Raw genomic sequence first — 26,969 nt, 5'->3', positions numbered from 1 at the left:
GAGGAATGGGACCGCCTCTTATCCCTTTGATAGCCCGCAAAAACTCCCCGGCTCAAGATGCCCCCCAATCCTTTCGTCTCCTTCCAAATAGCTATCGAGTGAAGCCACGCGTGCGATCGATGGCCCGCCGCTGGCGTTCAGCAACAATCTCCTGACTGCTTGCTGTTCGTACCGCCTGCTGCAGGACCCGGAGGCGTTCCCGCATCGCCTCGAAGGCGCGGCGTTGCGCCGCTGAAACGCGATTGCCGACATCTTTCTCGCCGCGCAGGATCGCGTTCCTGCCGAAACGCTCGTCGAGCGCCCGACTGACCGCCGAAAACTCCTGCAGGATGCGCGGTTCGAGCACACCTGAAGTAAGATCGCGACTGGCGCTCTTGCCCTTGTTCTTCTTCTGCATTCTTACATCCGCCACCAATGTCCGGAGCGCATCATCTGCCGCCTGCGACAGGCCAGGAATGGCAACAGCCATGCGCCGGCGCTCTTCGGTGACCACTCCAGTCTCTGTATCGAGGGCGGTGGCCCATGACGTACCGAGCGAACGCACGCGGCTGGCGGCTTCCGGTACAGCCTGAAGAGCTTCCTTTCGTTCGCGACCGACGGCGAGCAACCTGTCCATCAGGCGGTCAGAGCCACGCAACGCACCATAGGCGGCAGGATCGTTGCTGATGGCCGCGGCGATCCGCTCGCCGGCAAAACCTTGTCGGACAAGCTGCTCGATTTTTCCGACCGCACCTGCGGGATCGCGCCAGATGAGCGCCGCGGCATCGGCAAGCGCGGCGCGATGGTGACGATAGTGCGCGACCTCGCCGGCACGGCTGCGCGCCTCGTCTTCAACCGGCGTCTTGAACTCGGTCACGGCGGCAAGCATCGGCAGCATGGGTATCGCTTCCTTTCCGATTTCGACGCTCGCGCCGGCAACGATCTTCGAGCGGTCCTGTTTTTCGGCCAAATGCTGTTCCTCGGAAAAACGCCTGACGACGGTGAACAGGCGGAGGAGTTTCTCCCGGCGTTCCGGTGCGAGATCCTCCGGCATGCGCTCGGCGATGTTGCGCTCGGCAACCGCATCGGCTTTCGTGGTGAAGGCACCCCAGCCGAAGCGTGCGGTCAGGGCGTCGGTCACGGCCTTGACCTCCTGGACCAATTGGCGGTCCTCGACAGCATAGGCGAAAGCGGTCTTGTAGGCATCGTCCCCGCCCCGTTCGCGGATATTTTCGATTTCGACGAGGCGCGCCATCGCCGGCTTCGACAGCATCGGGATCGACAGAGACATATGCGCGCGTCGTTGCTCCTCGCGGATACCGAAGCGCTCAGCCTGCCGGCGGAATTCCGTTGCATGGGCGCGGGCCATCGGCACCAATTCCGACAGCGCGGCGGTGGCCGTCTTGCGCTCGTCACGAGCGGCACGGCCGTCGACCATAAGGTCGGAGCCGCGAAGGCGCCCAAGCCTGTCAGGCGCTGCGGCGAGGTCGTCTGCAAGTTTACGCGGCTCGTTGGTCGCCTCCGAAGCCAACGCATTCAAACGGGCAAGCGCTGCATCCGGATCACGATAGATTTTTTCCAGCACCGGCCCAAGGATCGCATCCCGCTCCTTCCATCGCTCCGAAGCGAGTTGCGCGCGTCGCGCATCCTCATCGACGCTGCGGGTGAACCTGGTGGTGGGCGGGATCAGATATTGCCCGGTTGTCGGGATTTCCGGTGCCAGGGTTTCGGTGCGGTCTTCATTGTACGCGATACGCCGTTCACGCTCGATCGCGAAACCGAGCGCAACGCTCGCCCGCTCCCAAAGCTTCGCTACTTGCCCCCGCTTTTCCGCAATCCACGCCAGCCGTCCCGAAACACCCTCCTCCATTCCGGCCGCGATCCCGGCAGCCAAGTCGATGCCACGCCGCCGTGCGAAATCTTCCGCATGGGTCCGGTAACCTTCCTCGCTTTCGAAATCGAGCGTTGTGGTCTTGGCACCGGACCGGCCGAGACGGTCGACAAGCTGACTGAACAGTTCCGGCCGATGGCTCTCCTGTTCGATGCGCTGCTCGCGGGCATCGGCGGTTTCCTTCAATTCCGCGGTCCAGATATTGCGCTCGACCTCCCGCTCCTCGGTTCGCTTCTCGCCAGTCTGCTCATCGACGACGGTCACCTTGACCTTAACCCTTTCGACGCCATCCTTGCGTAGCATGACGGTATCACCCTCCGAAACACCGCCCTCCTCCAGCGCCTTCGGCAGGCTGACACCCCATAGGCGATGGACAACACCGTCATCGGTCTTCACATCGGCATAAGGGCTTTCTTTCGCATCCTCGTCCTGAGGCCGGAACTTCGCCTCGCCGGTTTCGACCAACTCGCCGGTAACGCCGGCGGCATGATCGGCACGCGGCTTTCGTCCCCATTCCGGCCTCAGTTCAAAATCCTCGCGCGCCGCATAGAGATCGGCCCGGTCGCGGTGACGGGTCATCGACACATAGGTCAGATGCTGATCCATCATGCCGGTGGCGAGCACGAAGGCGCGGTCGACTGTCGCGCCTTGCGATTTGTGAATGGTCGCAGCGTAACCATGATCGATATTGCGATAGCTGCCCTCGCTGATCGCGACATCTCGGCCATTGTCGAGGCGGACGCCCAGCAACGTTCCGCTGCGTTTGTCACCTGTCGAGATGACCGTGCCGAGCATGCCGTTCTTGACATATTGCGGACCGAGATGGTGCGCACGCGGTTCGAGGAAACGAGCATTTTCGAGGAAGATGATGCGGTCGCCGGCGGCAAATTCGCGAACCCCACGCGCCGTCTGGAATTCGCGGGCGCCGGTCAGCGCACCCTCCTCCATCATCACCTTGCGCAGCGATTCATTGAGACGCTTCACGTCCTCATTGGTATGCGCCAGCACGAGCAGTTCGTCGCCACGAAGCCGAGGCGCATTTCCTCCATCAGTGGTATTCTGAAGGAGGTCCCGTCTGGCATCGGTCCAATCCGCGACGATGCGTTCGACGATTTCGGCGCGTGTTTCGGCTTCAGTAATGCGACCCTGCTGCGCATAGGCGTCGAGACCATCCCTGACATTGCCGCGCGCGAAGAGACGGGAGGCATCGCGCGCCCACTCCTGCCGCTGACGACGCACACCGACAAGTTCGGCAAAACCGATGCGATCGCTGATTGCCCGAAACGCCGCTCCCGCCTGGATCGGCTGCAACTGCATGGCGTCGCCGACCAGAACGACCTTGGCCCCCGCATCCTCGGCGACCTTCAGCACCCGGCCCATCTGTTGCGAGGAGATCATGCCCGCTTCATCGATGACAAGTACGTCGCCACGTTCGAGCAGGTCACGGCCGCTGGCCCATGCCAGTTCCAGGGAAGCGAGCGTTCGTGACTTGATGCCGGAACTATCCTCCAGCCCCTCCGCCGCCTTGCCGGCAAGTGCCGCACCGATCACCCGGCGGCCTTCTCTTTCCCAGGCGACCCGTGCTGCGGCAAGCAGCATCGACTTGCCCGCACCCGCCAGACCGACAATCGCGGCAATGCCATTGTCGCCAGTGACATGCCTGACAGCATCGACCTGTTCGCGATCGAGGCGAAAGGGCTTTTGCGGATCCTGTGTCTCGACCTTCCCGATTGCAGCAACGACAGCATCCGGCGAGACAGCAAAACCCGGACGCTTCGACAGGACATTTGCCGATTGCGCCATATCGTATTCGACGCGCAGGATGTCGCGGGTAGTGAAGACCGCGGGCTCAGCGGCCTTGCCGGTTTCGGCGTCGACCTGCTGCGGCTTCAACAGGACGAGATCATCCGAGGCCATCAACCGCGCCCGGATATTGGCGAAGTCGACAGGATCGTCGACATAGCGGTGCAGCGTTTTGGCGATATCCTTCTCATCGAAGGTGGAGCGTTCGTTGGCGAGCTGCTTCAGCAAAAGCTCCGGCTCGGCCAGCAACCGGTCCGCCATCTCCTGCCGCCGAGCAAGATCGCCCGGCGCGAAATACATCTCGATCCCCTTGCGGGCGAGCGCCGCCTTTTCCGGCCCGAGATGCTTTTGCGCGATACCGTCGAGACCCTGTTCGGCATAGGAACGACCATCGAGGCGGATGTCGTGGCCGGCAAGCGCCAGATGCCGATTGGCGGTATCCGCCCAGGCGATCTTCCATGCCTTCATCGTTTCCTTATCGCCCGCCCAGAGCTTGTAGACGATCTTGCCGTTCGGGCGGTCGGGCGTGACGACCCGCAAAGGTTCGCCATCCTCACCGAGCACCGGCACCTTCTTTGGTCCGAACGCCTCTTCGGTCAGAGGCCGCAGCGCTGTCATCAGGTGGATATGCGGGTTGCCGTCCTTGTCGTGGAAAACCCAATCGGCGACCATGCCCTGCGACGTAAAATTGTCCGCCACGAATTCGCGGACCAGGGCGATATTCTCGGCCCGCGTCAACTCTTCCGGCAGTGCGATGATAAGCTCGCGGGCGAGCTGTGCGTCCGCCCGCTTCTCGAACGCATCCACCGCATTCCACAGCGCCTCACTGGCGCCGGCCACGGATTTCCCGTCGATCGCGTTCTTCAGCCAGGTCGGGATCTGGTCCGGCAGCGCCAGCTCTTCATGCACCAGTTCGGCTGCCCCGCCCCTGTAGCTGAACGACGTGCCCACCTGTTCGTCCATCATCCGGGCACGATGACGATAGGCGGCGGCCGAGACGATGCTGCGTCCCGCTCCCCTTCCGATCACCTGCGCTCTGACGAACATGATCGCCATTGTCGTCTCCAGACCTTCCAAGCACGTCGCGCCAGCGACGTATATTGCGCCCTCAAACCGATCGGACCGAAGGGCCGATGCCTCTTTTCCGGAAGGCGGCCCAAGCCGGATTTCCGGCATCGACGTTTTGGGGACTTGTGCAAGGTAGCTTATTTTACTATCGTATTCTAGTCAGTATAATCGATAAATCGGAAGATTGTCACGACGGAAAGGGATAGGTAGATGGCAGCAAAATCATCCATTCTGGATATCGACGCTCAAATCGAGAAGCTGCGCGAACGCAGGCGTTCTCTGATAGTTAAATCCGCCGAGCGCTTCGCCAGGGCCGCCACGAAGTCAGGGCTGGCGGAGATGGAGATCGCCGACGAGGAGGTCGATCGCATCTTCGAGGAGATCGCCGCGCGATTTCGGAAAGAAGAGAAGAAAGGTTCTGGTGGCGCAGCTGCTCCGGCGCGTCGACCTGCAGATAGTGGGGCTGGAACGGCGGAGGCGGTTTCAAATGACGGGTGATCGCAAACAGGAGGCCCGTGAGAAATTCTTGCTCGGCGGCATCGTCGTCAAGGCAGGCTTGTCTAAAGCGGACCGGGCATTCCTGCTCGGTGGTCTGCTTGAGCTGGCGCGTGTGACAACGGGCTCTCCCGAACACCGGCGGCTGCGCGATATCGGCGAAGAGGCGTTCAAGGCCCCAGAACTCAAGGGCGAGATCGCGCGCGCTGGGGAGATGCTGGAATGGCAGTGAAGGGAAAACTGCATCCGAGCCTGTTGCTTGTCTTCGTGCCGATCGTTGTCACGGCGATCACCGTCCAGATCGTCGGCTGGCGGTGGACAGGATTGGCGACCGGGATGTCGGGCAAAACGGCATACTGGTTTCTGCGGGCGGCTCCGTTACCGGCGCTTCTGTTCGGGCCGCTAGCGGGCCTGTTGACGGTCTGGGCCTTGCCGATGCATCGCCGGCGGCCGGTCGCAATGGTGAGCCTGTTGTGCTTTCTCGGCGTCGTCGGCTTTTATGCCTTGCGGGAATACGGGCGCCTCGCGCCGTCCGTGGAGCGCGGCGTCGTCAGTTGGGACTATGCGCTCTCCTATCTCGACATGGTTGCCGTGGTGGGAGCCTTGTGCGGGTTCATGGCAGTCGCGGCCTCGGCCCGCATTTCCACCGTCGTTCCCGAACAGGTCAAACGGGCGCGGCGCGCGACCTTCGGCGATGCCGACTGGCTTTCGATGTCGGCGGCGGGAAAGCTCTTTCCGGCCGATGGCGAGATCGTCATCGGCGAGCGCTACCGTGTCGACAAGGAAATCGTTCATGAACTGCCTTTCGATCCGAACGATCGCTCAACATGGGGACAAGGCGGCAAAGCGCCGCTCCTCACCTACAACCAAGATTTCGATTCCACCCATATGCTCTTCTTCGCAGGATCGGGCGGACACAAGACCACCAGCAATGTCGTGCCGACGGCGCTACGTTATACCGGGCCGCTGATCTGCCTCGATCCATCCACCGAGGTCGCACCGATGGTTGTCGAACATCGCACAGCCAAGCTCGGGCGCGATGTCATGGTGCTCGATCCGACCAATCCGATCATGGGCTTCAACGTGCTCGATGGCATCGAGACATCCATGCAAAAGGAAGAGGATATCGTCGGCGTCGCCCATATGCTGCTGTCGGAGAGCGTGCGTTTCGAAAGCTCGACCGGCTCCTACTTCCAGAGCCAAGCGCACAATCTTCTGACAGGACTGCTCGCCCATGTCATGCTGTCGCCCGACTATGCCGACAGACGGAACCTGCGTAGCCTGCGCCAGATCGTATCCGAACCAGAGCCGTCAGTGCTCGCCATGCTGCGCGACATTCAGGAGAATTCGGGTTCGGCCTTCATCCGCGAAACCCTGGGCGTGTTCACCAACATGACCGAGCAGACCTTCTCCGGCGTCTATTCGACCGCGTCGAAGGATACGCAATGGCTGTCACTCGACAGCTATGCCGCACTGGTTTGTGGTAACGCCTTCAAATCGAGCGATATCGTTACTGGCATGAAGGATGTGTTCCTGAACGTCCCGGCATCGATCCTGCGATCCTACCCGGGCATCGGCCGGGTGATCATCGGCGCACTGATCAATGCGATGATTCAGGCTGACGGCGGGTTCAAACGCCGGGCGCTGTTCATGCTCGATGAGGTCGACCTGCTCGGCTACATGCGCGTTCTCGAAGAGGCGCGCGACCGCGGCCGCAAATACGGGATTTCGATGATGCTGATGTACCAGTCGGTCGGTCAGCTCGAGCGGCATTTCGGGAAGGATGGCGCGACGTCGTGGATCGATGGCTGCGCCTTCGCCTCCTACGCGGCGATCAAGGCGCTCGACACGGCGCGCAACGTCTCGGCGCAATGCGGCGAGATGACGGTCGAGGTGAAGGGAAGCTCCCGCAACATCGGCTGGGATACCAAGAATAGCGCGTCGCGCAAATCGGAGAATGTGAGTTTCCAGCGACGGCCGCTGATCATGCCGCACGAAATCACGCAGTCGATGCGCAAGGACGAGCAGATCATCATCGTGCAGGGGTATAGCCCCATCCGCTGCGGTCGTGCGATCTACTTCCGGCGAAAGGACATGGATGCGGCCGCCAAGGCCAATCGTTTCGTCAAGCTCAGCCCGTAAGCGCTCAGACCTGCTTGGTGGTGGACACTCCGGGAGTTCCGGGATAGCAGACTATCTTATTTCCGTGAGTTCAACCATTCGAAGGGGCTGAGGGAGGCATATTGTAGAGCCATGCCGCTTGGCCACGCGATCCGTGGCGGTATGCAATACCTACGGCGGAGCCTGCCTTTAAAGAATTTGAACAAGAAGGGATTTTGATGGAACTCGTCTTTACCTTTGCCGGTCTGTTGGCAATCGCGATCACGCTTTATCTGTTTCTGTCGCAGCGGGGAAAGCATCTTCGGTGGCAGGTGAAATGCCTGATCTTCAGCGTGCTGGTTTGCTTGATTGCCGCCCTTTGGTGCATGATCTACGGGCCGGATTTGTGGGTGCTGATTCAAGCCGGCGCGCTTATCGTCTTAGCGACAATCACTGGTATTTTATCCTCGCCAAAAAAGTGATCCACAAGACGGTCACCTCGGGCGCCGACGATAGCGTTCGAAGGGATCCCCGGCCCTAGGCGGGGTGATCCAGTCGACAAAGAGCGTGTAACCGAGCGCAAACGCGACAAAGCCAAGCCCCATCAGGCCAAATGCCCAGAACGGCATTCCACGGGCAGCCTCGGGATGCGCGAAGACGACAATCGACATTGGCAGCATCACGATTGCCGCCAGCACCATCATTCCCGTGAACGGTCGAAACATACAGAGCACATAAAAAGCCAGATACCACGCGCTGTAGAGCAGTCCCCGAACGAAGACGCCTAGAATGGCAAAGGGCAACCTCACCACGAACCGTACGATACGCCCAAAGGGATTTGGGTGAGGTTCCTCAACGGCTGGGTCGGATGAGCAAGATTCAACAGTCATCGATGCGCCTCCTGTTACAAGCAGCCCCGCAAGCACCCGGCGGAATGTGCCGGTAAGATTTACTTGCTTGTTTGCGCGAGTCTAACTCCAGCAAAAACGCAGCGCAAGGATTGAACGTGTACCGGACATGCTTTGTCGGCATGAGGAAGATGGAGAGCAGCCATTTTTTGGCCCAGAGCGGTCAGGGATCGCGGAGCGACCGCCACCGGCGGCGAGCGGGGGAGCCGATTTTCTGGCGCCGCCCTTTTTTCTTTTTTTTGGGGGTGGCGACGGAGCTGCAAACGGTCCAGTTGCCTACTGGTCCGTGTTATACCGCGAGAGGATCGTCACGCGGATGCGCGGAGACCGTATGCGGGCTCCGGGAGCGCCCCTTCGGGCGTGAGTAGAGCCGCGCCCCGCAAGGGGTCTCGCCCAATCCTTCTTGACTGAAAGCATCGGATCGAACCCACCAATCATCACCGCAATGAATCGGTCGGGGCGGATCGATTCAAAGAAGTCGTTGGACGGGTCTTCCAAAGGAAGCGAGACTCCGGTCATGGAAAATGAGGATACAGGAACAATTCATCTTCGCCGCATCGATCCGTCGCAGAACATGCGGCGTTTCTATGTGCTCGCGATCCAGCCGACGCTCTTTGGCGGTGCTTCGGTTATCCGCAACTGGGGCCGGATCGGCACTGGCGGCCAGTCGAAGATCGAAACCTTCGACGGCCAGGATGAGGCTTGGCAGGCATTTGGGCGCCTTGCCCGGACGAAACGCCGCCGCGGTTATCGCAGCACCGACGCTATCGAAAACGACTGATCTCCGTAAAGGCCTTGCGCCGCGCGATGAACTCGCGCAGCAGCGGCAGGAAGAAGGCCTTGCTGAAACGTCCGATCGGCGGTTCCGGCTCCAGATAGAAGGACTTCCCGATCCGGTCACTGTTGAATTCATCGAGAATGATCCAGAGACGCCGGTCAGCGTCGAGACCGGCACGGCGCTTCTCGATATCGGGAATTTCGGCCGCGAACCGCGATTGTTCCGGCTCTTTGGTCGTGATCGGAAAGAAAAGCGCAAGATCGCCCTCCGGGCGAGCGATACGCACTCCGACGGCGACGGGCCGGTCCTTGCGCCCTTCGGTTTCACCCGCCCGCGCCTGCCGTGCCCATAGGTAAGGGTAGCGGATAACGGTTGCGGTCTGGATGTCATCGTAACTCATGGCCGCCCCTTCTCATCCTCCAGCGCATAGGACTCGACGGCCTCCTGAAACTCATCGAACAAGCTTTCGGGCATTGTCTCGATCGTGACAACGTCACGAACATCCGACTGGCGCATCAGCCGCTCGTAGTCGTCGATGTTGAGCAACACGAGACGCGGCTTATTGCGTTGGGTGATGGTAACGGGGTGACGCAGTGCTTCAGCGATGATGTCGCCGGACTTGCGCGACAGGTCACTGGTCGAATAGGAACCACTGGAACGGGGCATGGTGATCTCCTGTCATTGTTGTCATTGCTGTAATTTACAGCATTCACAGCGTTTGCGCAAATGTCAGCGCTTGAAAGCGCCGCCGCACCGCCTGCATCGTCCGCAAAAGTGAACGCAGAATGCCGCCCCTAAAAGGGCGGCTCGTTCTGAAGGAAGGCGGCCTGCGCGGCCCAGAGCGCTTCGCGCTCTGCCAGTGCCTTCGCCAGTTCCTTCTCGATCCAGCGGCGCTCGTTGCGATAGACGGCATTCCGCAGCTCGGCGCGCAGTTCCTCGATGTGCTGATCGATCGACATTGGTTATCTCCTTGATATTTGTGAAAGACGCCGCCCGCGGTCATGACGGGCCGGATGGGTCAAGGAGCGCGGAACGCGACCGCCGGAGGCGGCGAGTGGGGGAGCCGATTTTCTGACGTGGCGCCGCAGGGGCTGCGGCTGAAAATTGGGGGAACCGCTCGTCCTTGAGGCATTCGGGTCGCCATGGCACCCTCGGACGGACTGAGCAGACAAAGTTTGGTTTCGTTTGGCACCGGAGAGGAGCGGAAGCGGGCTCGATGCCCGCTTTCGCTCCCATGACCACGCGGATCGGCCGGCACAAAAATGCCGAAGCCGGCCCCGATCGCTCGGGGCCGGCTGCCTGCCGCTCAGTTCGGGTTGTTCCAGAGGATCACCTTCTTCGCCGGATCGCCACCGGGGGCCTGTGCGAGATTGCCGAAGATCACGCCGATTTCGGGCGCCTCCAGCTTCACCGAGAGGTATTCCTCACCGGTCTGGCGGGCGATGCGGTTCCAGCCTGCGCCGATCTCGAAGCCGGTCCGGCGATGGATGACGCGGAAGTCGGGCGCTTCCTCGCTTGCCTTCTGGGCATTCGGGACGATGGCGATCGGTGCGTTGACCCGGATAGTGGCGAAAACGCCTTCGAGGCTGCCGTCGGTCTTCTGCGTCAGGGTTGCGATCGTGGTGGCCATGGTATTGTCTCCTTCGGTTGCTCGGGACCATTCCCGATGGCGCACGAAGAGACGGCCGCCTGCTGCGGTCAGCTCGCCTGAAAATTTTGCAAAATTGTATTTTCCGCCAGGACAAGAAACCGAAATAGAATTTTGCAAAAATTTCGGGCGAGTCTTACCCCTTCAGGGGTTGGCCGCAAAAGCAGGCGGTCGTCTATACGAGCGACATACAACGGGAATGGTTCGGGGCAATCGAAGGGCAAGAAACCATCATGGCTGCCCGGTCCGGCGCTGTGCGATACCGCCGCACCCCTCGCGTGCGCGCCTTCGCCACTATCCGCTTCAACGCCACCTCCTGGCGACTGCTCCCGGTTCAAAAGACATGCGATGAGGCTCCCACCTCGCCATGCCTTCGGGGGAGGAACGATCGGCACCGCGACCGTCTTGCCCGTTGCCGACCGTGCGGCAACATCTGGTGGCGCTGCGCGCGCCCGATATCCGATGTACGATCTTTGCCAGCTTGCCCGGTTATCGCTCGTTCATCCGGACAGTGAACCCTCTGGCACGCTGCCTACCGGCAGACCAGCAGTGCAGGGCGAACTGGGACGGCTTCATCGACGGAGCCAGCCCCGTCGGAAGTCACAACGCGACAGGATCCGAGCAAGTCACAAACGGAATGCCGTAGAGCAGGAACATTCTGATCCTGCGAAACGAAATGCGCCTCCTCTGCCACGGCCTGGGCCATGAGGAGATGATCGAAGGGATCGCGGTGATGAAACGGGAGAGCAGTAAGAGCGATAAGATGTGCGTCTGTGATATCCAACCGATAGAAACCCTGAATCGGCAGGCCGCAAGAATCTCTTCTATATCGGCATCGAGCTTGCCGATCCGCAGCTCACGGTGATTTCCCAAAGGGAGACAGAGCTGACGAGGACGTCGTTCTCAGGATCGCCGATAAGGCTACGCGCATGGCTCCCCAGCTTCTCATCGTCGTTCAGCCACCACAACAAGGCATGCGTATCGAGAAGTAGCCTCACGCCTCGTCTTCCATCGAGGCCAGAACGTCCGCCGGCAGGGTGTCGAAGTCTTCGGCAACTTTAATCTTTCCGCGCAACGCGCCGGGCTTGCGAACGACAATATCCTTTGATGGCGGCCCTATTTCCGCGACGACCTTATGATGGGAGGTGAGAACAAACCGCTGACCATCCTCGACCTGTTTCAGGAAGGACGTCAGGTTGCCGCGAAATTCGCGTACACCGACACGGCGGGGGGAAGATGTCTGTTGCCGGGATTGAGGCATAGCGAAGCTCCGTTTGAATGGAAAATGTGTACACAAATCGCCAGAAATGCAAGGCTTGAGTTTTATTATTGTGCAGGCACCCTGTCGGCATCCGGTGTGGATTCTCTTTGGCGATGCAATCCGCGATTTGTTCAAAATCGCATTTCGTTTCGCCAGAAAATTCAACGATCATGTGGACTGTTCATCCTGTGCAGCCATCGCACGATATTTGGCCTCCAGGCGGTCAAACACCTCATTGGCTGGCTTTGTGCGGCCAGCGTCAGCATCGGCTAGCCCGCGCATAATCGACGCATCGAGTGCGGCCAGTTTCGTTTCTCTGTCCTGCACAAGCCGCACGCCCTCGCGTAACACTTCGCTCTTGGAGCCATAGCGACCCGTATCGACAAGCAGTTGGATATAGCGTTCGAGCTGTTTGCCCAAATCGGAACTGGTCATATCGTAATCTCCATTGATTATGCTCGCAAAAGATAAGCGGCTTATCAAACTGTTATCAATGCTCGCCACTTTTTACATTACACACAGGCAACTTGATATTGGAATGCGACATGCTCTGTGTGTCACAAAACCGCATGTTGATCTTGATGGTGTATTGCTTGAAATCGGAGCCGAAACGGCGTATATACGTTCTGGTATATACAAGGAGGAGCAAACCATGCCCCATGTAGCCCGCGTATTTCAATCGGGTAATTCTCAGGCGGTTCGCCTGCCGAAAGAATTTCGTTTCGATGTCGATCGTGTGGACATCACGCAGGAGGGTGATGCGCTCGTTCTGCGCCCGCACGTTGAACGTGGTGACGCGTGGTCGTCCCTGAAAGCGGCCATGGCGCGGGGCGTCAGCGACGATTTCATGAAGGGCGGGCGCGAACAGCCAAAACCGCAGGACCGGCCGGAGCTTGATACGGTGTTTCCGTGATCTCGCATCTTCTCGACACGAATGCGGTCATTGCGTTGATTGGCCGTCGATCGGACATGCTGGTCAATCGGGTGCTTCAGAGCGCTGAAGGAACGATCGGCCTGCCATCGATCGTCGCACATGAATTGTATTTTGGAGCCCAAAAGAGCGCAAAGGTCCAGCACAACCTGGAAACATTGCGCCTGGTATTTGCTGATTTTCCGGTCCTCGACTTCGATCAGCGCGATGCTTTTGTCGCGGGGGAAATCCGGGCGGCTCTCGCCGCAAAGGGAATGCCTATCGGCCCCTACGACGTCTTGATAGCAGGTCAGGCCAAGGCCCGTGGCCTGATGCTCGTTACCAATAATCTCGGTGAGTTCAATCGCGTAGACGGATTGCGCGTTGAAGACTGGTCGACTGAATGAAGTCAACGGAGCGAGGTTAACCAGCTCCCTATTCTGTGTGCTCTGTTCGCGAAATCCGCCTTAATGCCCTCGGCAAAGAGCAAAAACATTGCGTCGATCACAATAAGCAAGACGGCAATAGCGCTCAGAACAACAATCCCCCACCCGAAAGCGATAGTGATCACAAAAGCAGGCTGTTCGACCGCCGGTCCCCAGACATCGGCATTGCCGACGACCAAGCCGAAGACGAGAAGGATCAGCACGAAAGGCGTTGCCCCCACCACGAGAAGCAGGACCTCTATGCATCGGAGCGACGGCGAAACGGCGCTATGCTTCATCTGCCATGGAAAACGGAAGCAAATTGATGAGGCCGGATTCTCGAACCGAGTCTCAAGATACCTGCGCTTAAGTTCGGGCAGAGCCGATATGAACTTGCCGATCAACGCCGCAGCTATGCTCGCACCACGGTTATAGCGGCCGTCCGGCGAGGTCATCAGTGCGATCACTGAGCGAAGAATACTTGCCAGTACAAGAACCCACATGCCGACTGCTGCTGCGGTCGCCAGCCACGATGGGCTCTCCTGCTGCCTGAACACAAGCGCGAAATTCACACACCCGAGAGCGCCGAGCACAACGGCTGTGCGGGATGGAAACATGACGAATATCTCCGCTCGACGAAGAGACAAGCGTCGCTGTTCAAACGGTGAAACAGAGTTCGGCATGGCACCCCTCGTCAGTCATACGATATCCTGATCGAACTATAGCATCCGCAGGTGCTACATCAACCATACCTGGTGCCTTCCGGCGCAACGTCGACCCTCCTTGCGCGCGATAAGTCGACAGCACCGGGCCACACGATGGCCCGGGAATATTTCAGAGGCCGGCTGCGGATGGACCGCACGGCCTCTGAAGGATCGTTTACGCACTGTCTCCACCGAAGCGCCAGACCGGGATGCCGAACAGACGGGCCTTGTCGGCAAGATTGTCGGTAATCCCGGAACCAGGAAAGACGATCACACCCGCCGGCATGACCGAGAGCATGGCATCGTTGCGGCGGAAGGGGGCCGCCTTGGCGTGTTTCGTCCAGTCAGGCTTGAAGGCGATTTGCGTCACCTTGCGGGCCTCGGCCCAGCACGCGGCGATGCGCTCAGTTCCCTTCGGCGAACCGCCGTGCATCAAGACCAGATCGGGATACTTGGCATGAGCCTTGTCGAGTGCGGCCCAGATCCGCTCATGGTCGTTGTAGTCCATGCCGCCGCCAACAGCGATCTTGGTGCCGGTCGGGATCAGCACATCAGTCTCGGCGCGCCGGCGGGCGGAAAGAAAATCCCTGGAGTCGATCATCGCCGCGGTCATGTTGGCGTGGCTGACCTTGGAGCCGGTGCGCGGGCGCCATGTCGATCCGGTCTGCGCCTCGAACAGGTCGGCCGCAAAGTCGCGCATGAACTCGAAGGCGTTGCGACGCTCCAGAAGGGTGATGCCTTCGGCGATATGGCGTTCGAGTTCGACGCTCTTGACTTCCGATCCATCCTGTTCGCGCTGACCGGTGCGCTGCGCATCCTCGTTGCGTTGGAGCTCACGCTGGATACGCTCGCCGGCGCGATGGAAGAGGTTGACCGTCGACCAGAGCAGGTCTTCGAGATCGGGTTCCAGCCGCGTGTCGCCGAGCATCTCGTAGAGAGCGTCGAAGATCGCGGTTAGTGCCGACTGTACGACCGGCTCCTCGGGCAGCGGGCGCGGGTCCGGCTCATCCTGAAAGGGGCGATGGCCGTAGAGCTGCATCTCGTAGATGAAGCGGTCGGTTGGAGAGGATGCGCGATGCGGCTCGAAGGCGTCGTCGTTGGGAAGCATGAGGGTCATGATGGTCTCCGTCGGTTTAGGCCGCGCCTTTCGCGGCCTGACGGCGATCCCTGTCCATGCGGAGGCGGGCCAGAACCGCAGCGCCTCGCGCTGCGGCCACGCAAAGCAGTGGGCCCCGCCGGGGAGGTTTTTTGTCCCGCGAGGAGCACCGGCCCCGCATCGGCCCGAACACCGGGAACCGGGTTTCGGAGCGGCCGATGCGCGAGAAGAGCCGGTGCGGGGAAAAAACCTTTCCGGCGGTGGCTGGCGGCCCGCCCGCCGCATGGTAAGGGTCGCCTCCCGGCAGGCCCGCAGGCGCGCGCCCATCCGGGCGGGGACCGGCAGGGCACCGGCCTTCCCCACCCGCGCCGCAGCAATCCCGCCGCACCTCCCCATCACGGCCTGATCACGCGGACAGGAAAGCCTGAGCATCCTCAGGGGCGAGTTGCGCCCGCAGATTGGCGATCAGGCGGTCCGGTCCGAGCTGGCGCAGATCCTCGTTGAAGTCGCCGAGTTGCGGGGTGAGCACAAGCGGCAGGATGCCGAGCGACTGCCCCCGGCGGCTCAATCCCTCGATGCCGTGCCGGCCGGCGGCATCCGCATCCGCGGCAATGTAGAGGCGCTCACACCCGTCCGGTGGCCGGAAGGCGGCAAGGTGATTGGCGGTCAATGCCGAGACCATCGGCATGTCGGGCATCACAGCGATGAGCGAAAGAATGCTTTCGAGGCCTTCACCGGCGATCATGACCGGCACGGGGACATGAAACGAAAAGCGGAAGCGCACGGCATTGCCGAGCAGGCCGCCGAGCGCACGCCGAGGAGTGTCCACCTGCGCCTTGCCAATGCTTCCCAGGTCGAGCCCGGAGCGATCAAGATATGTGCGATGCACGCCGGTGATCATGCCGAAGCGATCGGTCACGGCTGCGATCAGAGCCGGATAACTACTGGTCCTGCCCGTCACGAGATCGCGATAGTAGCAAGAGGGGTGAAACCGAAGCGCGGGATGCAAAGCCGCCCGCAGGATGCCGCGCTGGCGCAGATAGCCATCGGCCAGCGTGCCGGCAAGCGGCTGCGTCATTCGGAACAGGCGCTGCGCGCGTTCGTCGGCCGGTCTGTCGACCGGCGGATCGGCACGGGCGTCGCCCCTACGGGGCGCCGTCGAGGCGGGTTGGGGAAGACTGAGGAAACGCCGCGCCTCGTCGGCCACGTCGCGGAAATCGACCAGTCCGCAGCTTTCCCGCACGAGATCGAGCAGATCGCCATATTGAGCCGTCGCCGCATCGGCCCACCGACCCCTCCGAGAGCCAGAGAGATGGACATAAAGTGACCTGCCCTTGTTGTTGGTGACGTCGCCGACGATCCAGTAGTTGCCGGCCCTGCGGCCAGCCGAGAGATAATGACGGCAGACCGCCTCCGCATCCTGCGCGAGACGGTCCGCCAGTTCGGATGCGGACAACATGGCGATCATCCCCGGCCGGCGACGTCGACGATGCGATGCCGTTCGATGAGGCGGGAGAGGACCGCCGGTCCCTCCTCCGAGGTGGGGATAAAAACCCGGACCTTCCAGGCGATCATCTCGGAGAACAGGCCGATGGATCGCAGCTTGTCGCGCATGCCATCGGTGAAGCCGGTAAGCTCGATGCGATAGTCGTTCATCACGCGAACACGCCTGAGCGTCATGTTTCCGGCAAGCGCGACCACAGAGGAGCCGCCGAGCAGCGATTGCCAGACCTCGGCGGCGGTGACGACCTCCGTCTGGTCGAGCCCGAAGTTGCGACAAAGCCGCGTCAGGCCCGCCGGGGCGACCAGACGTCCCACGATGCGCTCACCGTCGTCGGTCTGGAGGCGATAGACCCGGCAATAATCCTGCGGCAGCAGTTTCCAGATCGGCAGCAACAGGCCGGACACCACGTGCATGGTCGATACCGAGAATTCGGCGAGACTGGCGACTTCCCTCTCCCATGCAGTGGAGAAGCTCTGTTCGTCCGTCGCTTCCCAGTTCGTTTCTTCGAGCTGGCGCACCTCGAAGCGGATCTCGTCCATCGGCCGGATCAGCGCGACGCGCGGCTGGATCGATCCGTCGTCGAGCATGACCGAGCGGGTCGGAACCTGCACCGCCGGGCGGCCGGACTTGCCGTTGATCATCAGAATGGCATGCGGATCGCGTGCGGCAAGGCTCAAGGCATCGGCAAGCAGCATCGGCCTGTTACGATCCATACGCTCGATGGTCAGCAGGTGCGACTGAGCGCCGGTGACCGGATGAGTGTAGACCAGCCGCCGGTCCTTCACCGTCATGCGGTCGGCCGTCAGCGTCTCCAGCCCCTTGTCGTAGACACCGGCGGCAATCGCGCCCTCGATGCGCGCAGCCAGCAATTGTTCGAAGGCATCGAACAGCAGGTTCTGCATGGCAATGGTGAGCGCCAGCATACGGTTCAGGAACGTGTGGATCGGCGGCAGTTCGTCCTTGAGACCACCCTCTTCCGCCGTCAGTGACAGGCCGGTGATCGCCTCGAATTTCTCCAGCGAGCAACCTTCGATGCCACCGGCATGAACGAGCTTGTAGAACTGCCGCAGCGCATCGCGGGCATATTGCGATTCGAGATTGTCCTCGCTGCGGAACATCCCCTGCCCGCCGGTCTGGCGCTGCCCGCGAGTGATCGCCCCGAGCGTGTCGAGACGCCGGGCGATCGTCGAGAGGAAGCGGCGCTCCGCCTTGACGTTGGTGGCAATCATGCGAAATTTCGGAGGCTGCGCCTGGTTGGTGCGATGGCTGCGGCCAAGCCCCTGAATAGCGACGTCTGCGCGCCATCCGGCTTCGTGGAGATTGTGAAGGCGCAGACGCTGGTTCTTCGCACCGAGGTCGGCATGGTAGGACCGGCCCGTGCCGCCGGCTTCGGAGAAGATCAGGATTGGCTTCTCGTCGTCCATGAAGGCGCGGGTCTCGTCAAGATTGGCGCTGCCCGGCCGGCTTTCGACGGCAAAGCGGTCGATCGTGCCGCCATCATCGCGTCGGACGATACGGCGCGTGCGGCCTGTGATCTCGGCCACGCGATCCGTACCGAATTGCTGGACGATCTGGTCGAGCGCGGTTGGGATTGCCGGCAGGCTACCGAGTTGTTCAAGCAGCGTATCACGGCGGGCAACAGCTTCGCGGCACAGGACCGGATTGCCGTCGGCGTCATAGACCGGGCGCGACAGGAGATTGCCTTCGGTATCGGAATATTCCTCGAACAACTGGGTCGGGAAGGAATGATTGAGGTATTCGGCGACGATCTCACGCGGCGTGACGTCCACCTGGATATCGTTCCATTCCTTGGTCGGGATTTCTGCGAGGCGGCGCTCGATCAGGGACTGGCCGGTGGAAATGATTTGGACAATTGCAGCATGGCCTTCTGCCACATCCACCTTGATCGCGCTCATCAGCGCCGGCGTCTTCATTGACGTCAGGAGATGGTTGAAGAAGCGCTGCTTGGTGCTTTCGAAGGCGGAGCGCGCAGCAGCTTTCGCATTTTTGTTGAGGGTGCCGCCGCTGGAGGTAATGCCGGAAGCCTCCAGCGCCTGATCGAGATGATTGTGAATGACCTGGTATGCTTCGGCATAGGAATCGTAGATGCGGACCTGCTCCTCGGTCAGTTCGTGTTCGAGGATGTCGTATTCGACACCTTCGAAGGACAGGGACCTGGAGGCGTATAGCCCCATGGCCTTCAGGTCACGCGCGAGCACTTCCATCGTTGCCACGCCGCCGTCCTCGATTGCGGCGATGAACTCGGACCGGGTCGAAAAGGGGAAGTCTGCGCCGCCCCAGAGACCGAGGCGTTCGGCATAGGCGAGCGACTCCACTTCGGAAGCGCCGGTCGCGGAGACGTAGACGACGCGGGCATCCGGGAGGGCACGCTGGAGGCGAAGACCGGCGCGGCCCTGTTGCGAGGCAGACTTCTCGCCGCGATCGGACTTGCCCCCTGCAGCATTGGCCATAGCATGCCCTTCATCGAAGACGATGACGCCATCGAAGCCTTTTGCGTTCCCTGTCGGGGCTTCGCCGCTCCCCGCCTCTTGACCCAGCCAGTCGACGATCTGCTGAACGCGCGAGCGCTTGCCCTCACGCTCGTCAGTGCGCAATGTGGCGAAGGTGACGAACAGGATGCCCTCGTCGAGCTTGATCGGCTCGCCCTGGCGGAAGCGCGACAACGGCGTGACCAGCAGCTTTTCCTGACCGAGTGCGGCCCAATCGCGCTGCGCATCCTCGATCAGGGTTTCGGATTTTGATATCCACAGATGGCGGCGGCGACCCTTGAGCCAATTGTCCAGAATGATACCCGCGGCCTGTCGCCCTTTGCCGGCTCCCGTGCCGTCGCCGAGAAACCAGCCGCGGCGAAAGCGGACAGCGCCTTCGCTTTCCGGGGTGACGGCTTTCAGATTGTCGAAACTGGCATCGACGGACCAGTGACCGGCGAGATAGCCGGAATGGGCCTCGCCGGCATAGATCACGCTTTCAAGCTGGGCGTCGGAAAGATCCCCGCCAATGACAATGCTCTTCGGCAGATGTGGACGGTAGCTCGGTTTGGGCGGCGCGACCGAGGCCATGGCGACGGATTCGACCAGCTTGTCCGGGTGCGATTTTGCGTCCGGAATACGGATCGCCTGTACCCGGTAAGGTTCGTAGATGCCATCGGCGACATCGGCGCGGGCGTTTATCGTTCCGTCGCGCAATTCGTAGAAGAGCTCGACGACTTCATCGTCAATCCGGAATGCAGCTGAGGGTAGAGGCCGCGGCGCATGAACGGCTGAAGGGCGGCTTGCCGGGGCCATCACCGCCGCGGGACGCATGGTGCCGGCGGCTTTGCGGGCGGCCATCTTCGCCGCGCAGGCGTTCAGGATTCCGTTGGACAGCGCGCCGATGGAATTCGGCGCGGTCGAGGGTGAGCGCGGCGGAAGGCCGGAAATCCAGGCAAGCAATGTTTCCAGATCGGGGGCCACGCCATGCGGAACAACGAGCTTTGCCGGATCGGCCGCCGCTATCTTGTCGATCACCGTCAGGCGGGTTTCCATCGTCGTCCCGTGGCGAGCATAGACGGAACCGTCGATCGCAGCGCTGAACAGAACCGTGCCGCGACCCTGAAGTCGGACGAAGGCGTCACGCCATTTGGGATTGTCAGGAGAAAGACTGGAACCGGTGATCGCCACCAGCCGGCCGCCCGGGGCAAGACGCGCGAAGGCGGAGGCGAGATGACGCCATGCGGCGCCGGTCATGCGGCCTTCGACATGAACGCCGACGGAAAACGGCGGGTTCATCAGCACGACGGTCGGGCGAACCGCGCGATCGAGATAGTCATCGATATGCGCAGCATCGTGCTGCGTGACCTGCGAACCCAGAAAGAGGCGTTCCAGAAGACTGTTGCGGAGCGGCGCATATTCGTTGAGCGCGAGGCGCGAGCGGGCGAGTTCGGCGAAGATCGCCATCAGTCCGGTTCCTGCCGACGGTTCGAGAACCATGTCACCGGGCATGATGCCTGCGGCGCGGGCAGCGACATAGGCGAGCGGCATCGGCGTGGAAAACTGCTGGAGCTGCTGGCTTTCCTCGGAGCGCCGTGTGTGGGTGGGGATCAGGCCTGCAACCTTGGTCAACATGGCGAGCGCCGCCTGCGGCGCGTTCGCGCGGGCGGCAATCGCCGAACCGAACTTGCGTAGAAAGAGAACCTGCGCGGCTTCCGTCGCTTCATAGGCGTCCTTCCAGGACCAGAAGCCCTCGGCATCCGAACCGCCGAAGGCGTTCATCAGGATGGTGCGAAGATCGGCTGCGCCGATGGCATGGCCGCGTTCGAGAAACGGCAGAAGCTCATGGCTGGCGTTGAGAATACTGTCCGCACGGCTGGCGGAAACGCGCGAAGTGGCGACCGCGTTTGCGGCCGGAGTCGAGATCACGTTCATGGAAGATCCTGTCGAGAGCGGGAAAGGACAAGCCCACCCGGACGCTCTCCAAGCCCCGGCAGGCTCCCCTTTCCGGCCCCTCTCTCCCTCTCTCGTGGCAGCGAACAATTTGCCCAAAACCCAACAATCTGTAGAATGTAAGCAACCTTCAATCCACTATCGACCTCCAATCAACAAAAAGTTGACTTCCAATTATCATGCTTGATAGTTCCAATTTTCAAAGAATCGGAAATGGGCATGTACAATCGGTTTATAAGACGCAGAGTCGAGGAAGCCCTTTCGGATACGCCCGTGGTCCTGGTCGTTGGGCCGCGTCGAGCGGGCAAGACCACGCTGGTGCGGAAGATGGATGAGGCGAACCGCAGCTATATCACGCTCGACGACCAGACGGTGCTTGCCGCCGCCCAGTCAGATCCCGCCGGCTTCATCCGCGGTCTTGACCGGACTATCATCGACGAAATCCAGCGGGCACCCGATCTGTTGCTTGCAATCAAGAAGACGGTCGATGAGGATTATCGTCCCGGCCGCTTCCTGCTGACCGGCTCTGCCAACGTGCTTACGCTGCCTCGTGTGGCCGACAGCCTGGCCGGCCGCATGGAAACCATTCGGATGTTGCCGCTCGCCCGCGCAGAAGTCAAAGGTGTGACTTCGACGTTTCTGCATCGCCTGTTCGAAGGAAAGTTGCAAGGCGATCAGAACGCGATCGTCGGAGATGATCTTGTGAAGCTCGTTCTGCTCGGCGGATTTCCGGAGGCGATTGCCAGAGAAAGTGAACGACGGCGCCAGGATTGGGCACGATCCTATCTGACTTCGGTTCTGACGCGCGACTTAAGGGACATTGCGGATGTCGAGAAGCTGACCGAACTTCCGAAGTTTGTGCGGCTGCTCGCCGAACATTCAGGACAACTGGTCAACTACTCGCAGTTCGGGTCGAGCATCAACGTCAGCCACAAGACCGGGCAGCGGTATGTCGGTCTCCTCGAGCAGGTGTTCCTGATTGCCACTGTGCAACCCTGGTATACCAATGCACTGAAACGGATCGCCAAGACCCCGAAACTGCATTTTATCGATTCTGGCGTGCTGGCCGCGACCCGGGGACTGACTTTTGATAGGGTTAAGGCCGATCGCAGCGTATTTGGTGCCCTACTGGAGAGCTTCGTATTCTCCGAAATCCTGAAACTCATGACGGGCTCGGATTTGTGGCTCACTCCCTACCATTTTCGGGACCAGCAAATGCGCGAGGTCGATGTCGTACTCGAACGCGACGATGGTATGATCGTCGGAATCGAAGTGAAGGCAAGCGCCACCGTCAGGGCCAGTGACTTTGGAGGACTGAAAACGCTGGCGGAAGCATGCGGAAAGAAATTCGCTTTTGGCATCGTTCTTTACGACAATACCGATGTCGTTCCCTTCGGCGACCGGTTCGCCGCAGCTCCGCTCTCCTGTCTCTGGCGATAGCCGGGTATAAGGAATAGGCTTCTCACTACGCGTGTCGCAATCGCACCCCTATTTTACTGACTGTTTTAAAATAGTAAAATGGTCAGTGGTCGGATAGTTTTGCCGACAGACATAGGAGAGCAGGGATGCGGAAATTCGCAATCGGAGATCATGTCATCGAGGAGACCGAGCCTGAATTGCAGGGTTTTCTCGCGCAAGCCTACGAGCAGCGTTTGCGACCAATGTGCATGTGCAAGGATACATCCGTGCCGATGTACATCGCCCGCGTCGAGGACCAATACCTTATCAAACGGATGCCGCTATCGGGGCGAGACCATGATCCTGTATGCCCCTCCTATGAGCCGCCCTACGAGCTTTCCGGCCTCGGCCCGCTGATTGGCAATGCCATTCAGATCGATGCCAGCGGCAAGACCGACCTGAAACTGGATTTTTCGCTGACGAAACGGGGACCGCGTGCCGGGCCAGGCGCACCGGCTGAATCATCAGAAGCCGGCATCCGGAGCGAGCCGCGAAAGCTGTCGCTCAAGGCAATGCTTCATTATCTCTGGGAGGCCGGCGAATTGACGGAATGGCGCTCAACCTGGAAAGGCAGGCGCGGCTGGGGCCGGGTTCGCTCCAGTCTCGTCAATGCCGCTTCACAGATGTCAGCGAGAGGTGGCCCTCTTGTCGACATGCTCTACGTCCCGGAAGTATTCCATCCAGAGGACAAGGACGGCATCGCCACCCGGCGCGCAGCGGCACTCAAGGGCGTGCAGGCAACAAAGTCGGGGCCGCGGAAGTTGATGATGATCGTGGCCGAGGTGAAGGAGTTTTCCCCGGCGCGCGAAGGCCAGAAAATCAACGTGCGACACACGCCTTTCCCGCTGATGATCGAGGACGGCGCATGGCGGCGGCTGACGGCGCGCTATGTGACCGAGCTCGAACTGTGGAGATCAAGCGAGGCGTTCCATCTGATCGTCATCGCCACGTTCGGCATTTCCGCCGCCGGCATCGCATCCGTGGAAGAGGTCGCACTGATGGTGGTCAACGATCACTGGCTGCCGTTCGAGGACATTCACGAACTCAAGCTGCTGGAGAAGCTTGGTCACCTGAAGCGAAAGACCGTCAAAGGGCTGCGTTTCAACCTGCCCCGCGATGCGCCGATCGTGTCTGTGACCATGCCCGAGCAGAAGCCGGCACCCGTCGCAATGTTTATCGTCCCTCCAGGCGCCGGTGACGACTATGAACGTGCGCTGGCCGACATGATCGAAACGCGACCGGAGATCACCCCGTGGGTCTGGCGTGTGGCGGACGGCGAAATACCCCCACTCCCTTGATCCGGGTTCCGCGCTACCGACCGTTGACAGGACACGGCGAATAAGAGCACCTATTACGGAGAAATTCATCCGCTACAGTCAGCCGGAGCACCATGAAGCCAGAGAAAAAGCGGTTTATCGTCGAGTTCAAGAACCGGCGTCGCCAATCCACGCAACCAAACTCGATCTGGGGCGCTATCGACTTGAAAGCGGCAAGCAATCAGGTTGCCGCCAATGAAATGGCTGGCGTGATTAACGCAAGCACGGCCGAGCAGCCGTCGGACGCTGACGCGCCCCTGAACCTCCCCGATCTCAGCGCCTGACGACGTCATAAACCGGTTTCGGCGAGCAGTTCGCGTAAAGTCTCGCGATGCAGTCACAGGCTTCGGCCCCATGATCAACGTCGACAAGAATCTCGATGGTTGCCTTGAACAGGGCCATATTCGCCCCCTTCCTCACAAGCCGGCCCGGCCCGGGTCCGGATTGAAGCTGGATGCGTTTTGCGCGGCAACGTCCTGCCGATGGCGCCTGACCGCGACCATCACGCCTTCGAGAAACTCTTGCCGCTCGCCTTCGCGGCAGGCTCCTTCATCGGACCAGAGCAGGGCCGCGACGAAGGCGGGCACGAAATCGAAATCGAAGGTGAAGCCTCCTTCCTCAAGGTCCTCGAACAGGCCGTCATAGACGTCGAGTGCGAAGGGCACGAGCGCGCGAACATGGGACCGCATGGCCTGCCATCCAACGGCATCCCAGATTTGCGACATGCGGACGATCGTGTCCGGGACCGGCCGCCCGCCCTGATGAAGCCCGCGGAAATAAAGCATAGCCTCCCAGATGCAGAGCGCTGTCTCAAACTCCTTCACCGTGAACGGATCGCTTGCACCAATACCGGCCAAGGCGCTGTTGCTCTCCGAAGGGGCTGGCGAGGCCGCGGACGGCAACGCCTGATCCTGGAGCCTGAAGCGGGCGAGAAGATCTTCGCTGCTCGCATGGTGGATGGCTCTGGCGGTGATCAGCGAAACGCCGGCGCCGTATGAGTCTGGACGTTGAGAGGGGTGGTTCATCCATTGGATCACGGTGACCTCGCGCAAATCCGCCGATCGCGCCACGATACCCTGGACGACGAACTGCCATGGGAACTGGCTGAGATCAATGTCGAGCATCGCATCCTCCTCGACCGCGTTACCGCCGGCCGGTAGAAGGGCGAGGACACGACTGGCGATGAAGACATTGACCGGCTCCTCGGCATAGTGTGCCGAGGCGCGATACGCATCGGCCAGTTCGCTACGCGCCACGCGGATCGTATTGGTCGGCCCGAAATCAGTGAAAAGCACAAGGCCCGTGTCTGTCTCGCTACATTCGAGCACATTGGTGAGGATCAGCATTTCGAGCGGGCTGATGTCGGCGAGCGGGATAGGCGGGTAGGTGTAAATTCTAGTTTCGAGGGTGGTCATGACGGTTCCTTCCATGAACGTCAAAACCCGGCGCAATGGCCGGGTCCTTTTGAGAAAATGCTGAGTGCTGGTGCGACGGTCGCTGCTAACCGGCGAGATCAGGCTGAGATTCGGCGGCGGCATCTTCAGCGCACGGCATTCCTTCGACGGAAACCTTGCGGTCATCGATCCGGATCACGATCGATCCCTTCTTCGGGACACGCCACGCCACCTCACGCTCGACGGCGCGGATAATGGCATTGATGTCAGCCTCGGCCGCTGACATCAGCAGGTTGACGCTCAGGTCTTCCGCTTCGTCAGAAAACCATTCCAGTTGCTGATCATAGGATGCGTCGTCTGTATCGTCGGATGGGCAAAACAATGCATCGATCAGGAACATGCGCAACGCCAACGGCGTGATCGTCGATTTTCGCGTCACCAGGATATCCGCCTCGTGGAGCGAACCGTATTCGGGACCTGCGACGATCAGATCGGTTTCGAGATGCCGGATATCCACCGCCTTCGCATCTCCCGTCTCAAGGACGATCTCCAGCCGGTCAGGCCGTCCCTCGGTCTCGACCGAGCCGACTGGATCGATCTCCTCACCGGCATCGCCAATGACCATCTTGTAGCTCTTGAGGACGATCCTGCTTAGCCGGTCGTACCAGAAATAGCCAGCAAAGGCGCGGTTCGGTTCGAAAATCGGCGGAGCATCGCCCCAGTCGGCAAACGCACGCGCAACGTTCTGCTCTTCAAGGGGGCCGCCGCCCTCATAGATGTGAGCGTTCTGGCTGATCTGTTTGGCGGGCAAGAGTTCATTGCGGTCGGATTCCGCGAAGACCGGGGAAAATGGTCTCAAGGCCGGTGCAGCCTCATTCAGATCGATGCCGAGAGAGCGTCCCCGCTGATAGTCCTTGAACGACAGGCTATGCGGACCGGAAGCAGCAGTCAGGCGGAAATAGATGCGGTCGACCTCCTCCAGCAAGGCATCGAACATTTCGTTGCGCACGACTTCCTTGCGCGCTGGCAGCACAAGCTTGAGATGGGCGCAATCGACGACATCCACCCGTGCGAAGAAGGAACGATGCCATGACTGGCGAAGCTCGGGCAGCGGCATCCCGAGCGTCACACCGTGAAAATTGGCGTTGTCGAAATTGTATCGACCGGGGTTGCTACTGAATACGCCGATCCGTATCCCGCGCCATTCCTCGATGTGCTCGGCATCGCCAAGGAAATCCGACGACGGCATGGTCGCACCGTTGAATTCCACCGGGATGGGATAAAAGCGGGCCGCATGCTGAACGGCTCCGGCGACGTTCTCGTTTCCTGTTTCGGGAAAGATGATGGTCACGCCCTGATGATCTTGCGGCCCAGCCCCGACATTGACTGGTTGCTTGCCATGGAAAGCGTCTGCGGTCGCCTGGACAAGCCACGAGCCCGAGGAGCCCTTCCGCCGGGCGATGATCGTGGCACCTCGATTGGCAAGAACAAAGAACCCCATGCCGGCGGCGTCTTCTGATCGGGACAGGGTTTCGGACCAGCCGCTGTGTCCCAGGGAAAAGAGCGACCGAGGGTCTTCGAGACCGGTGCCATTGTCCACGATACGCACGGCTTTGCCGAAACGCGGATCGTCAATCTGGTCGATCATCACCTTTGTCGCGCCGGCGCGGCGGGCGTTTTGCAGCAACTCGCCCAGAATATCGTCGATCGTGGCATTGAACAGGCGGCCAACCTTTTCGATGGCTTCTGCCGCGACCTCTGCATGGAATGAGAAATCTGTCATTTCGGT

At 60.7% G+C, this 26,969-nt stretch carries 26 protein-coding genes and 1 pseudogene; 11 read left to right on the top strand and 16 right to left on the bottom strand.

The annotated features are described in order from the left end of the window. Positions 1 to 91: 91 nt before the first annotated feature. Positions 92 to 4,729: a Ti-type conjugative transfer relaxase TraA gene (gene traA / locus CFBP4996_RS27255; protein ID WP_080855065.1), complete on the bottom strand. Its 4,638-nt coding sequence runs from the start codon at positions 4,727 to 4,729 to the stop codon at positions 92 to 94. Between the two features lie 222 nt (positions 4,730 to 4,951). On the opposite strand from traA, the gene CFBP4996_RS27250 reads away from it, so the two are divergent. From CFBP4996_RS27250 to CFBP4996_RS27235, 4 genes are all read left to right on the top strand, one after another. Next, positions 4,952 to 5,239 carry a TraC family protein gene (locus tag CFBP4996_RS27250; RefSeq protein ID WP_062653648.1) on the top strand — a complete coding sequence of 96 codons (288 nt, stop codon included), beginning with the start codon at positions 4,952 to 4,954 and terminating at the stop codon, positions 5,237 to 5,239. Beyond that, positions 5,229 to 5,468, top strand: a complete 240-nt coding sequence (locus CFBP4996_RS27245; RefSeq protein ID WP_080855064.1) for a conjugal transfer protein TraD — start codon at positions 5,229 to 5,231, stop codon at positions 5,466 to 5,468. The genes CFBP4996_RS27250 and CFBP4996_RS27245 overlap by 11 nt, the downstream gene beginning before the upstream one ends. Continuing rightward, complete coding sequence (gene traG / locus CFBP4996_RS27240; RefSeq protein WP_080855063.1) at positions 5,459 to 7,378, top strand: Ti-type conjugative transfer system protein TraG; 1,920 nt, start codon at positions 5,459 to 5,461, stop codon at positions 7,376 to 7,378. Before CFBP4996_RS27245 ends, traG begins: the two co-directional genes overlap by 10 nt. A 197-nt stretch (positions 7,379 to 7,575) precedes the next feature. Then, positions 7,576 to 7,818, top strand: coding sequence for a hypothetical protein (locus CFBP4996_RS27235; RefSeq protein ID WP_080855062.1), 243 nt, complete (start codon positions 7,576 to 7,578; stop codon positions 7,816 to 7,818). A 12-nt stretch (positions 7,819 to 7,830) separates the two neighbouring features. On the opposite strand, the gene CFBP4996_RS27230 is transcribed toward CFBP4996_RS27235, so the two are convergent. Continuing rightward, the gene (locus tag CFBP4996_RS27230; protein ID WP_080855061.1) at positions 7,831 to 8,226 is read right to left on the bottom strand and encodes a hypothetical protein; all 396 of its coding nucleotides are present in this window, start codon (positions 8,224 to 8,226) and stop codon (positions 7,831 to 7,833) included. Between the two features lie 535 nt (positions 8,227 to 8,761). On the opposite strand from CFBP4996_RS27230, the gene CFBP4996_RS27225 reads away from it, so the two are divergent. Beyond that, positions 8,762 to 9,025, top strand: coding sequence for a WGR domain-containing protein (locus tag CFBP4996_RS27225; RefSeq protein ID WP_080855059.1), 264 nt, complete (start codon positions 8,762 to 8,764; stop codon positions 9,023 to 9,025). Here the strand turns inward: CFBP4996_RS27225 and CFBP4996_RS27220 are convergent. The 7 genes and pseudogenes from CFBP4996_RS27220 to CFBP4996_RS27190 form a co-directional block, all read right to left on the bottom strand. Then, positions 9,009 to 9,422: a hypothetical protein gene (locus CFBP4996_RS27220; protein ID WP_080855058.1), complete on the bottom strand. Its 414-nt coding sequence runs from the start codon at positions 9,420 to 9,422 to the stop codon at positions 9,009 to 9,011. The genes CFBP4996_RS27225 and CFBP4996_RS27220 overlap by 17 nt on opposite strands. Beyond that, entirely contained in the window at positions 9,419 to 9,688 is a 270-nt protein-coding gene (locus CFBP4996_RS27215) for a type II toxin-antitoxin system prevent-host-death family antitoxin (RefSeq protein WP_080855057.1), read from the bottom strand. Before CFBP4996_RS27215 ends, CFBP4996_RS27220 begins: the two co-directional genes overlap by 4 nt. Positions 9,689 to 9,816: 128 nt before the next feature. After that, the gene (locus CFBP4996_RS27210; RefSeq protein ID WP_162936144.1) at positions 9,817 to 9,981 is read right to left on the bottom strand and encodes a hypothetical protein; all 165 of its coding nucleotides are present in this window, start codon (positions 9,979 to 9,981) and stop codon (positions 9,817 to 9,819) included. A 347-nt stretch (positions 9,982 to 10,328) separates the two neighbouring features. Then, a complete protein-coding gene (locus tag CFBP4996_RS27205) occupies positions 10,329 to 10,652 on the bottom strand; it encodes a DUF736 domain-containing protein (protein ID WP_080855056.1) in 324 nt (107 codons plus the stop codon). Between the two features lie 618 nt (positions 10,653 to 11,270). After that, positions 11,271 to 11,668: pseudogene (locus CFBP4996_RS27200) on the bottom strand (type II toxin-antitoxin system VapC family toxin). Continuing rightward, positions 11,665 to 11,931: a type II toxin-antitoxin system Phd/YefM family antitoxin gene (locus CFBP4996_RS27195; RefSeq protein ID WP_080855055.1), complete on the bottom strand. Its 267-nt coding sequence runs from the start codon at positions 11,929 to 11,931 to the stop codon at positions 11,665 to 11,667. Before CFBP4996_RS27195 ends, CFBP4996_RS27200 begins: the two are co-directional and overlap by 4 nt. A gap of 168 nt (positions 11,932 to 12,099) precedes the next feature. Further along, entirely contained in the window at positions 12,100 to 12,366 is a 267-nt protein-coding gene (locus CFBP4996_RS27190) for a type II toxin-antitoxin system ParD family antitoxin (RefSeq protein WP_080855054.1), read from the bottom strand. Between the two features lie 217 nt (positions 12,367 to 12,583). Here CFBP4996_RS27190 and CFBP4996_RS27185 point away from each other — a divergent pair, with 217 nt between their 5' ends. Both CFBP4996_RS27185 and CFBP4996_RS27180 read left to right on the top strand, forming a co-directional pair. Then, on the top strand, positions 12,584 to 12,844 hold the full coding sequence (locus tag CFBP4996_RS27185; RefSeq protein WP_080855053.1) for an antitoxin: 261 nt from the start codon (positions 12,584 to 12,586) through the stop codon (positions 12,842 to 12,844). After that, positions 12,841 to 13,248 carry a type II toxin-antitoxin system VapC family toxin gene (locus CFBP4996_RS27180; RefSeq protein ID WP_080855052.1) on the top strand — a complete coding sequence of 136 codons (408 nt, stop codon included), beginning with the start codon at positions 12,841 to 12,843 and terminating at the stop codon, positions 13,246 to 13,248. Before CFBP4996_RS27185 ends, CFBP4996_RS27180 begins: the two co-directional genes overlap by 4 nt. 2 nt (positions 13,249 to 13,250) lie before the next feature. Here the strand turns inward: CFBP4996_RS27180 and CFBP4996_RS27175 are convergent, their stop codons facing one another. After that, complete coding sequence (locus CFBP4996_RS27175) at positions 13,251 to 13,949, bottom strand: hypothetical protein (protein ID WP_137396200.1); 699 nt, start codon at positions 13,947 to 13,949, stop codon at positions 13,251 to 13,253. Between the two features lie 196 nt (positions 13,950 to 14,145). Beyond that, positions 14,146 to 15,087 (bottom strand): DUF2493 domain-containing protein, encoded by a 942-nt coding sequence (locus tag CFBP4996_RS27170; RefSeq protein ID WP_080855050.1) that lies wholly within the window; start codon positions 15,085 to 15,087, stop codon positions 14,146 to 14,148. Here CFBP4996_RS27170 and CFBP4996_RS27165 point away from each other — a divergent pair. Continuing rightward, a complete protein-coding gene (locus CFBP4996_RS27165) occupies positions 15,086 to 15,472 on the top strand; it encodes a hypothetical protein (RefSeq protein ID WP_170988534.1) in 387 nt (128 codons plus the stop codon). The genes CFBP4996_RS27170 and CFBP4996_RS27165 overlap by 2 nt on opposite strands. Here CFBP4996_RS27165 and CFBP4996_RS27160 read toward each other — a convergent pair whose 3' ends face one another. Continuing rightward, positions 15,473 to 16,534, bottom strand: coding sequence for a DUF7146 domain-containing protein (locus CFBP4996_RS27160; RefSeq protein ID WP_080855049.1), 1,062 nt, complete (start codon positions 16,532 to 16,534; stop codon positions 15,473 to 15,475). It abuts the gene before it with no gap. Continuing rightward, entirely contained in the window at positions 16,531 to 20,994 is a 4,464-nt protein-coding gene (locus CFBP4996_RS27155; RefSeq protein WP_080855048.1) for a strawberry notch family protein, read from the bottom strand. Before CFBP4996_RS27155 ends, CFBP4996_RS27160 begins: the two co-directional genes overlap by 4 nt. 237 nt (positions 20,995 to 21,231) lie before the next feature. On the opposite strand from CFBP4996_RS27155, the gene CFBP4996_RS27150 reads away from it, so the two are divergent. The 3 genes from CFBP4996_RS27150 (at position 21,232) to CFBP4996_RS27140 (ending at position 24,070) form a co-directional block, all read left to right on the top strand. Further along, complete coding sequence (locus CFBP4996_RS27150; RefSeq protein ID WP_080855047.1) at positions 21,232 to 22,452, top strand: ATP-binding protein; 1,221 nt, start codon at positions 21,232 to 21,234, stop codon at positions 22,450 to 22,452. 125 nt (positions 22,453 to 22,577) lie between these two features. Next, positions 22,578 to 23,768, top strand: coding sequence for a DUF1173 domain-containing protein (locus CFBP4996_RS27145; protein ID WP_080855046.1), 1,191 nt, complete (start codon positions 22,578 to 22,580; stop codon positions 23,766 to 23,768). Between the two features lie 92 nt (positions 23,769 to 23,860). Next, entirely contained in the window at positions 23,861 to 24,070 is a 210-nt protein-coding gene (locus tag CFBP4996_RS27140) for a hypothetical protein (protein WP_080855045.1), read from the top strand. On the opposite strand, the gene CFBP4996_RS27135 is transcribed toward CFBP4996_RS27140, so the two are convergent. The 3 genes from CFBP4996_RS27135 to CFBP4996_RS27125 all read right to left on the bottom strand — a co-directional run bounded on the left by CFBP4996_RS27135 (position 24,060) and on the right by CFBP4996_RS27125 (position 26,963). Continuing rightward, positions 24,060 to 24,188 (bottom strand): hypothetical protein, encoded by a 129-nt coding sequence (locus CFBP4996_RS27135; RefSeq protein WP_272868913.1) that lies wholly within the window; start codon positions 24,186 to 24,188, stop codon positions 24,060 to 24,062. The two genes, CFBP4996_RS27140 and CFBP4996_RS27135, sit on opposite strands and share 11 nt — an antisense overlap. A gap of 14 nt (positions 24,189 to 24,202) precedes the next feature. Continuing rightward, positions 24,203 to 25,201 carry a hypothetical protein gene (locus CFBP4996_RS27130; protein ID WP_080855392.1) on the bottom strand — a complete coding sequence of 333 codons (999 nt, stop codon included), beginning with the start codon at positions 25,199 to 25,201 and terminating at the stop codon, positions 24,203 to 24,205. Between the two features lie 85 nt (positions 25,202 to 25,286). Beyond that, entirely contained in the window at positions 25,287 to 26,963 is a 1,677-nt protein-coding gene (locus CFBP4996_RS27125) for an ATP-binding protein (RefSeq protein ID WP_137396201.1), read from the bottom strand. Between the last annotated feature and the right edge of the window lie 6 nt (positions 26,964 to 26,969).

This window comes from Agrobacterium leguminum, assembly GCF_005144435.2.
GTDB classification, from domain to species: Bacteria; Pseudomonadota; Alphaproteobacteria; order Rhizobiales; family Rhizobiaceae; genus Agrobacterium; species Agrobacterium leguminum.
The sequence above is the reverse complement of the archived record's forward strand: the minus strand, read 5'-3'. Positions and strand labels throughout refer to the sequence as shown.

Coding starts and splice junctions, on each gene's coding strand:
- traA (WP_080855065.1), bottom strand. CDS start 4,729: ATGGCGATCATGTTCGTCAGAGCGCAGGTGATCGGAAGGGGAGCGGGA.
- CFBP4996_RS27250 (WP_062653648.1), top strand. CDS start 4,952: ATGGCAGCAAAATCATCCATTCTGGATATCGACGCTCAAATCGAGAAG.
- CFBP4996_RS27245 (WP_080855064.1), top strand. CDS start 5,229: ATGACGGGTGATCGCAAACAGGAGGCCCGTGAGAAATTCTTGCTCGGC.
- traG (WP_080855063.1), top strand. CDS start 5,459: ATGGCAGTGAAGGGAAAACTGCATCCGAGCCTGTTGCTTGTCTTCGTG.
- CFBP4996_RS27235 (WP_080855062.1), top strand. CDS start 7,576: ATGGAACTCGTCTTTACCTTTGCCGGTCTGTTGGCAATCGCGATCACG.
- CFBP4996_RS27230 (WP_080855061.1), bottom strand. CDS start 8,226: ATGACTGTTGAATCTTGCTCATCCGACCCAGCCGTTGAGGAACCTCAC.
- CFBP4996_RS27225 (WP_080855059.1), top strand. CDS start 8,762: ATGGAAAATGAGGATACAGGAACAATTCATCTTCGCCGCATCGATCCG.
- CFBP4996_RS27220 (WP_080855058.1), bottom strand. CDS start 9,422: ATGAGTTACGATGACATCCAGACCGCAACCGTTATCCGCTACCCTTAC.
- CFBP4996_RS27215 (WP_080855057.1), bottom strand. CDS start 9,688: ATGCCCCGTTCCAGTGGTTCCTATTCGACCAGTGACCTGTCGCGCAAG.
- CFBP4996_RS27210 (WP_162936144.1), bottom strand. CDS start 9,981: ATGTCGATCGATCAGCACATCGAGGAACTGCGCGCCGAGCTGCGGAAT.
- CFBP4996_RS27205 (WP_080855056.1), bottom strand. CDS start 10,652: ATGGCCACCACGATCGCAACCCTGACGCAGAAGACCGACGGCAGCCTC.
- CFBP4996_RS27195 (WP_080855055.1), bottom strand. CDS start 11,931: ATGCCTCAATCCCGGCAACAGACATCTTCCCCCCGCCGTGTCGGTGTA.
- CFBP4996_RS27190 (WP_080855054.1), bottom strand. CDS start 12,366: ATGACCAGTTCCGATTTGGGCAAACAGCTCGAACGCTATATCCAACTG.
- CFBP4996_RS27185 (WP_080855053.1), top strand. CDS start 12,584: ATGCCCCATGTAGCCCGCGTATTTCAATCGGGTAATTCTCAGGCGGTT.
- CFBP4996_RS27175 (WP_137396200.1), bottom strand. CDS start 13,949: ATGCCGAACTCTGTTTCACCGTTTGAACAGCGACGCTTGTCTCTTCGT.
- CFBP4996_RS27165 (WP_170988534.1), top strand. CDS start 15,086: ATGATGGTCTCCGTCGGTTTAGGCCGCGCCTTTCGCGGCCTGACGGCG.
- CFBP4996_RS27170 (WP_080855050.1), bottom strand. CDS start 15,087: ATGACCCTCATGCTTCCCAACGACGACGCCTTCGAGCCGCATCGCGCA.
- CFBP4996_RS27160 (WP_080855049.1), bottom strand. CDS start 16,534: ATGATCGCCATGTTGTCCGCATCCGAACTGGCGGACCGTCTCGCGCAG.
- CFBP4996_RS27155 (WP_080855048.1), bottom strand. CDS start 20,994: ATGAACGTGATCTCGACTCCGGCCGCAAACGCGGTCGCCACTTCGCGC.
- CFBP4996_RS27150 (WP_080855047.1), top strand. CDS start 21,232: ATGTACAATCGGTTTATAAGACGCAGAGTCGAGGAAGCCCTTTCGGAT.
- CFBP4996_RS27145 (WP_080855046.1), top strand. CDS start 22,578: ATGCGGAAATTCGCAATCGGAGATCATGTCATCGAGGAGACCGAGCCT.
- CFBP4996_RS27140 (WP_080855045.1), top strand. CDS start 23,861: ATGAAGCCAGAGAAAAAGCGGTTTATCGTCGAGTTCAAGAACCGGCGT.
- CFBP4996_RS27135 (WP_272868913.1), bottom strand. CDS start 24,188: ATGGCCCTGTTCAAGGCAACCATCGAGATTCTTGTCGACGTTGATCAT.
- CFBP4996_RS27130 (WP_080855392.1), bottom strand. CDS start 25,201: ATGACCACCCTCGAAACTAGAATTTACACCTACCCGCCTATCCCGCTC.
- CFBP4996_RS27125 (WP_137396201.1), bottom strand. CDS start 26,963: ATGACAGATTTCTCATTCCATGCAGAGGTCGCGGCAGAAGCCATCGAA.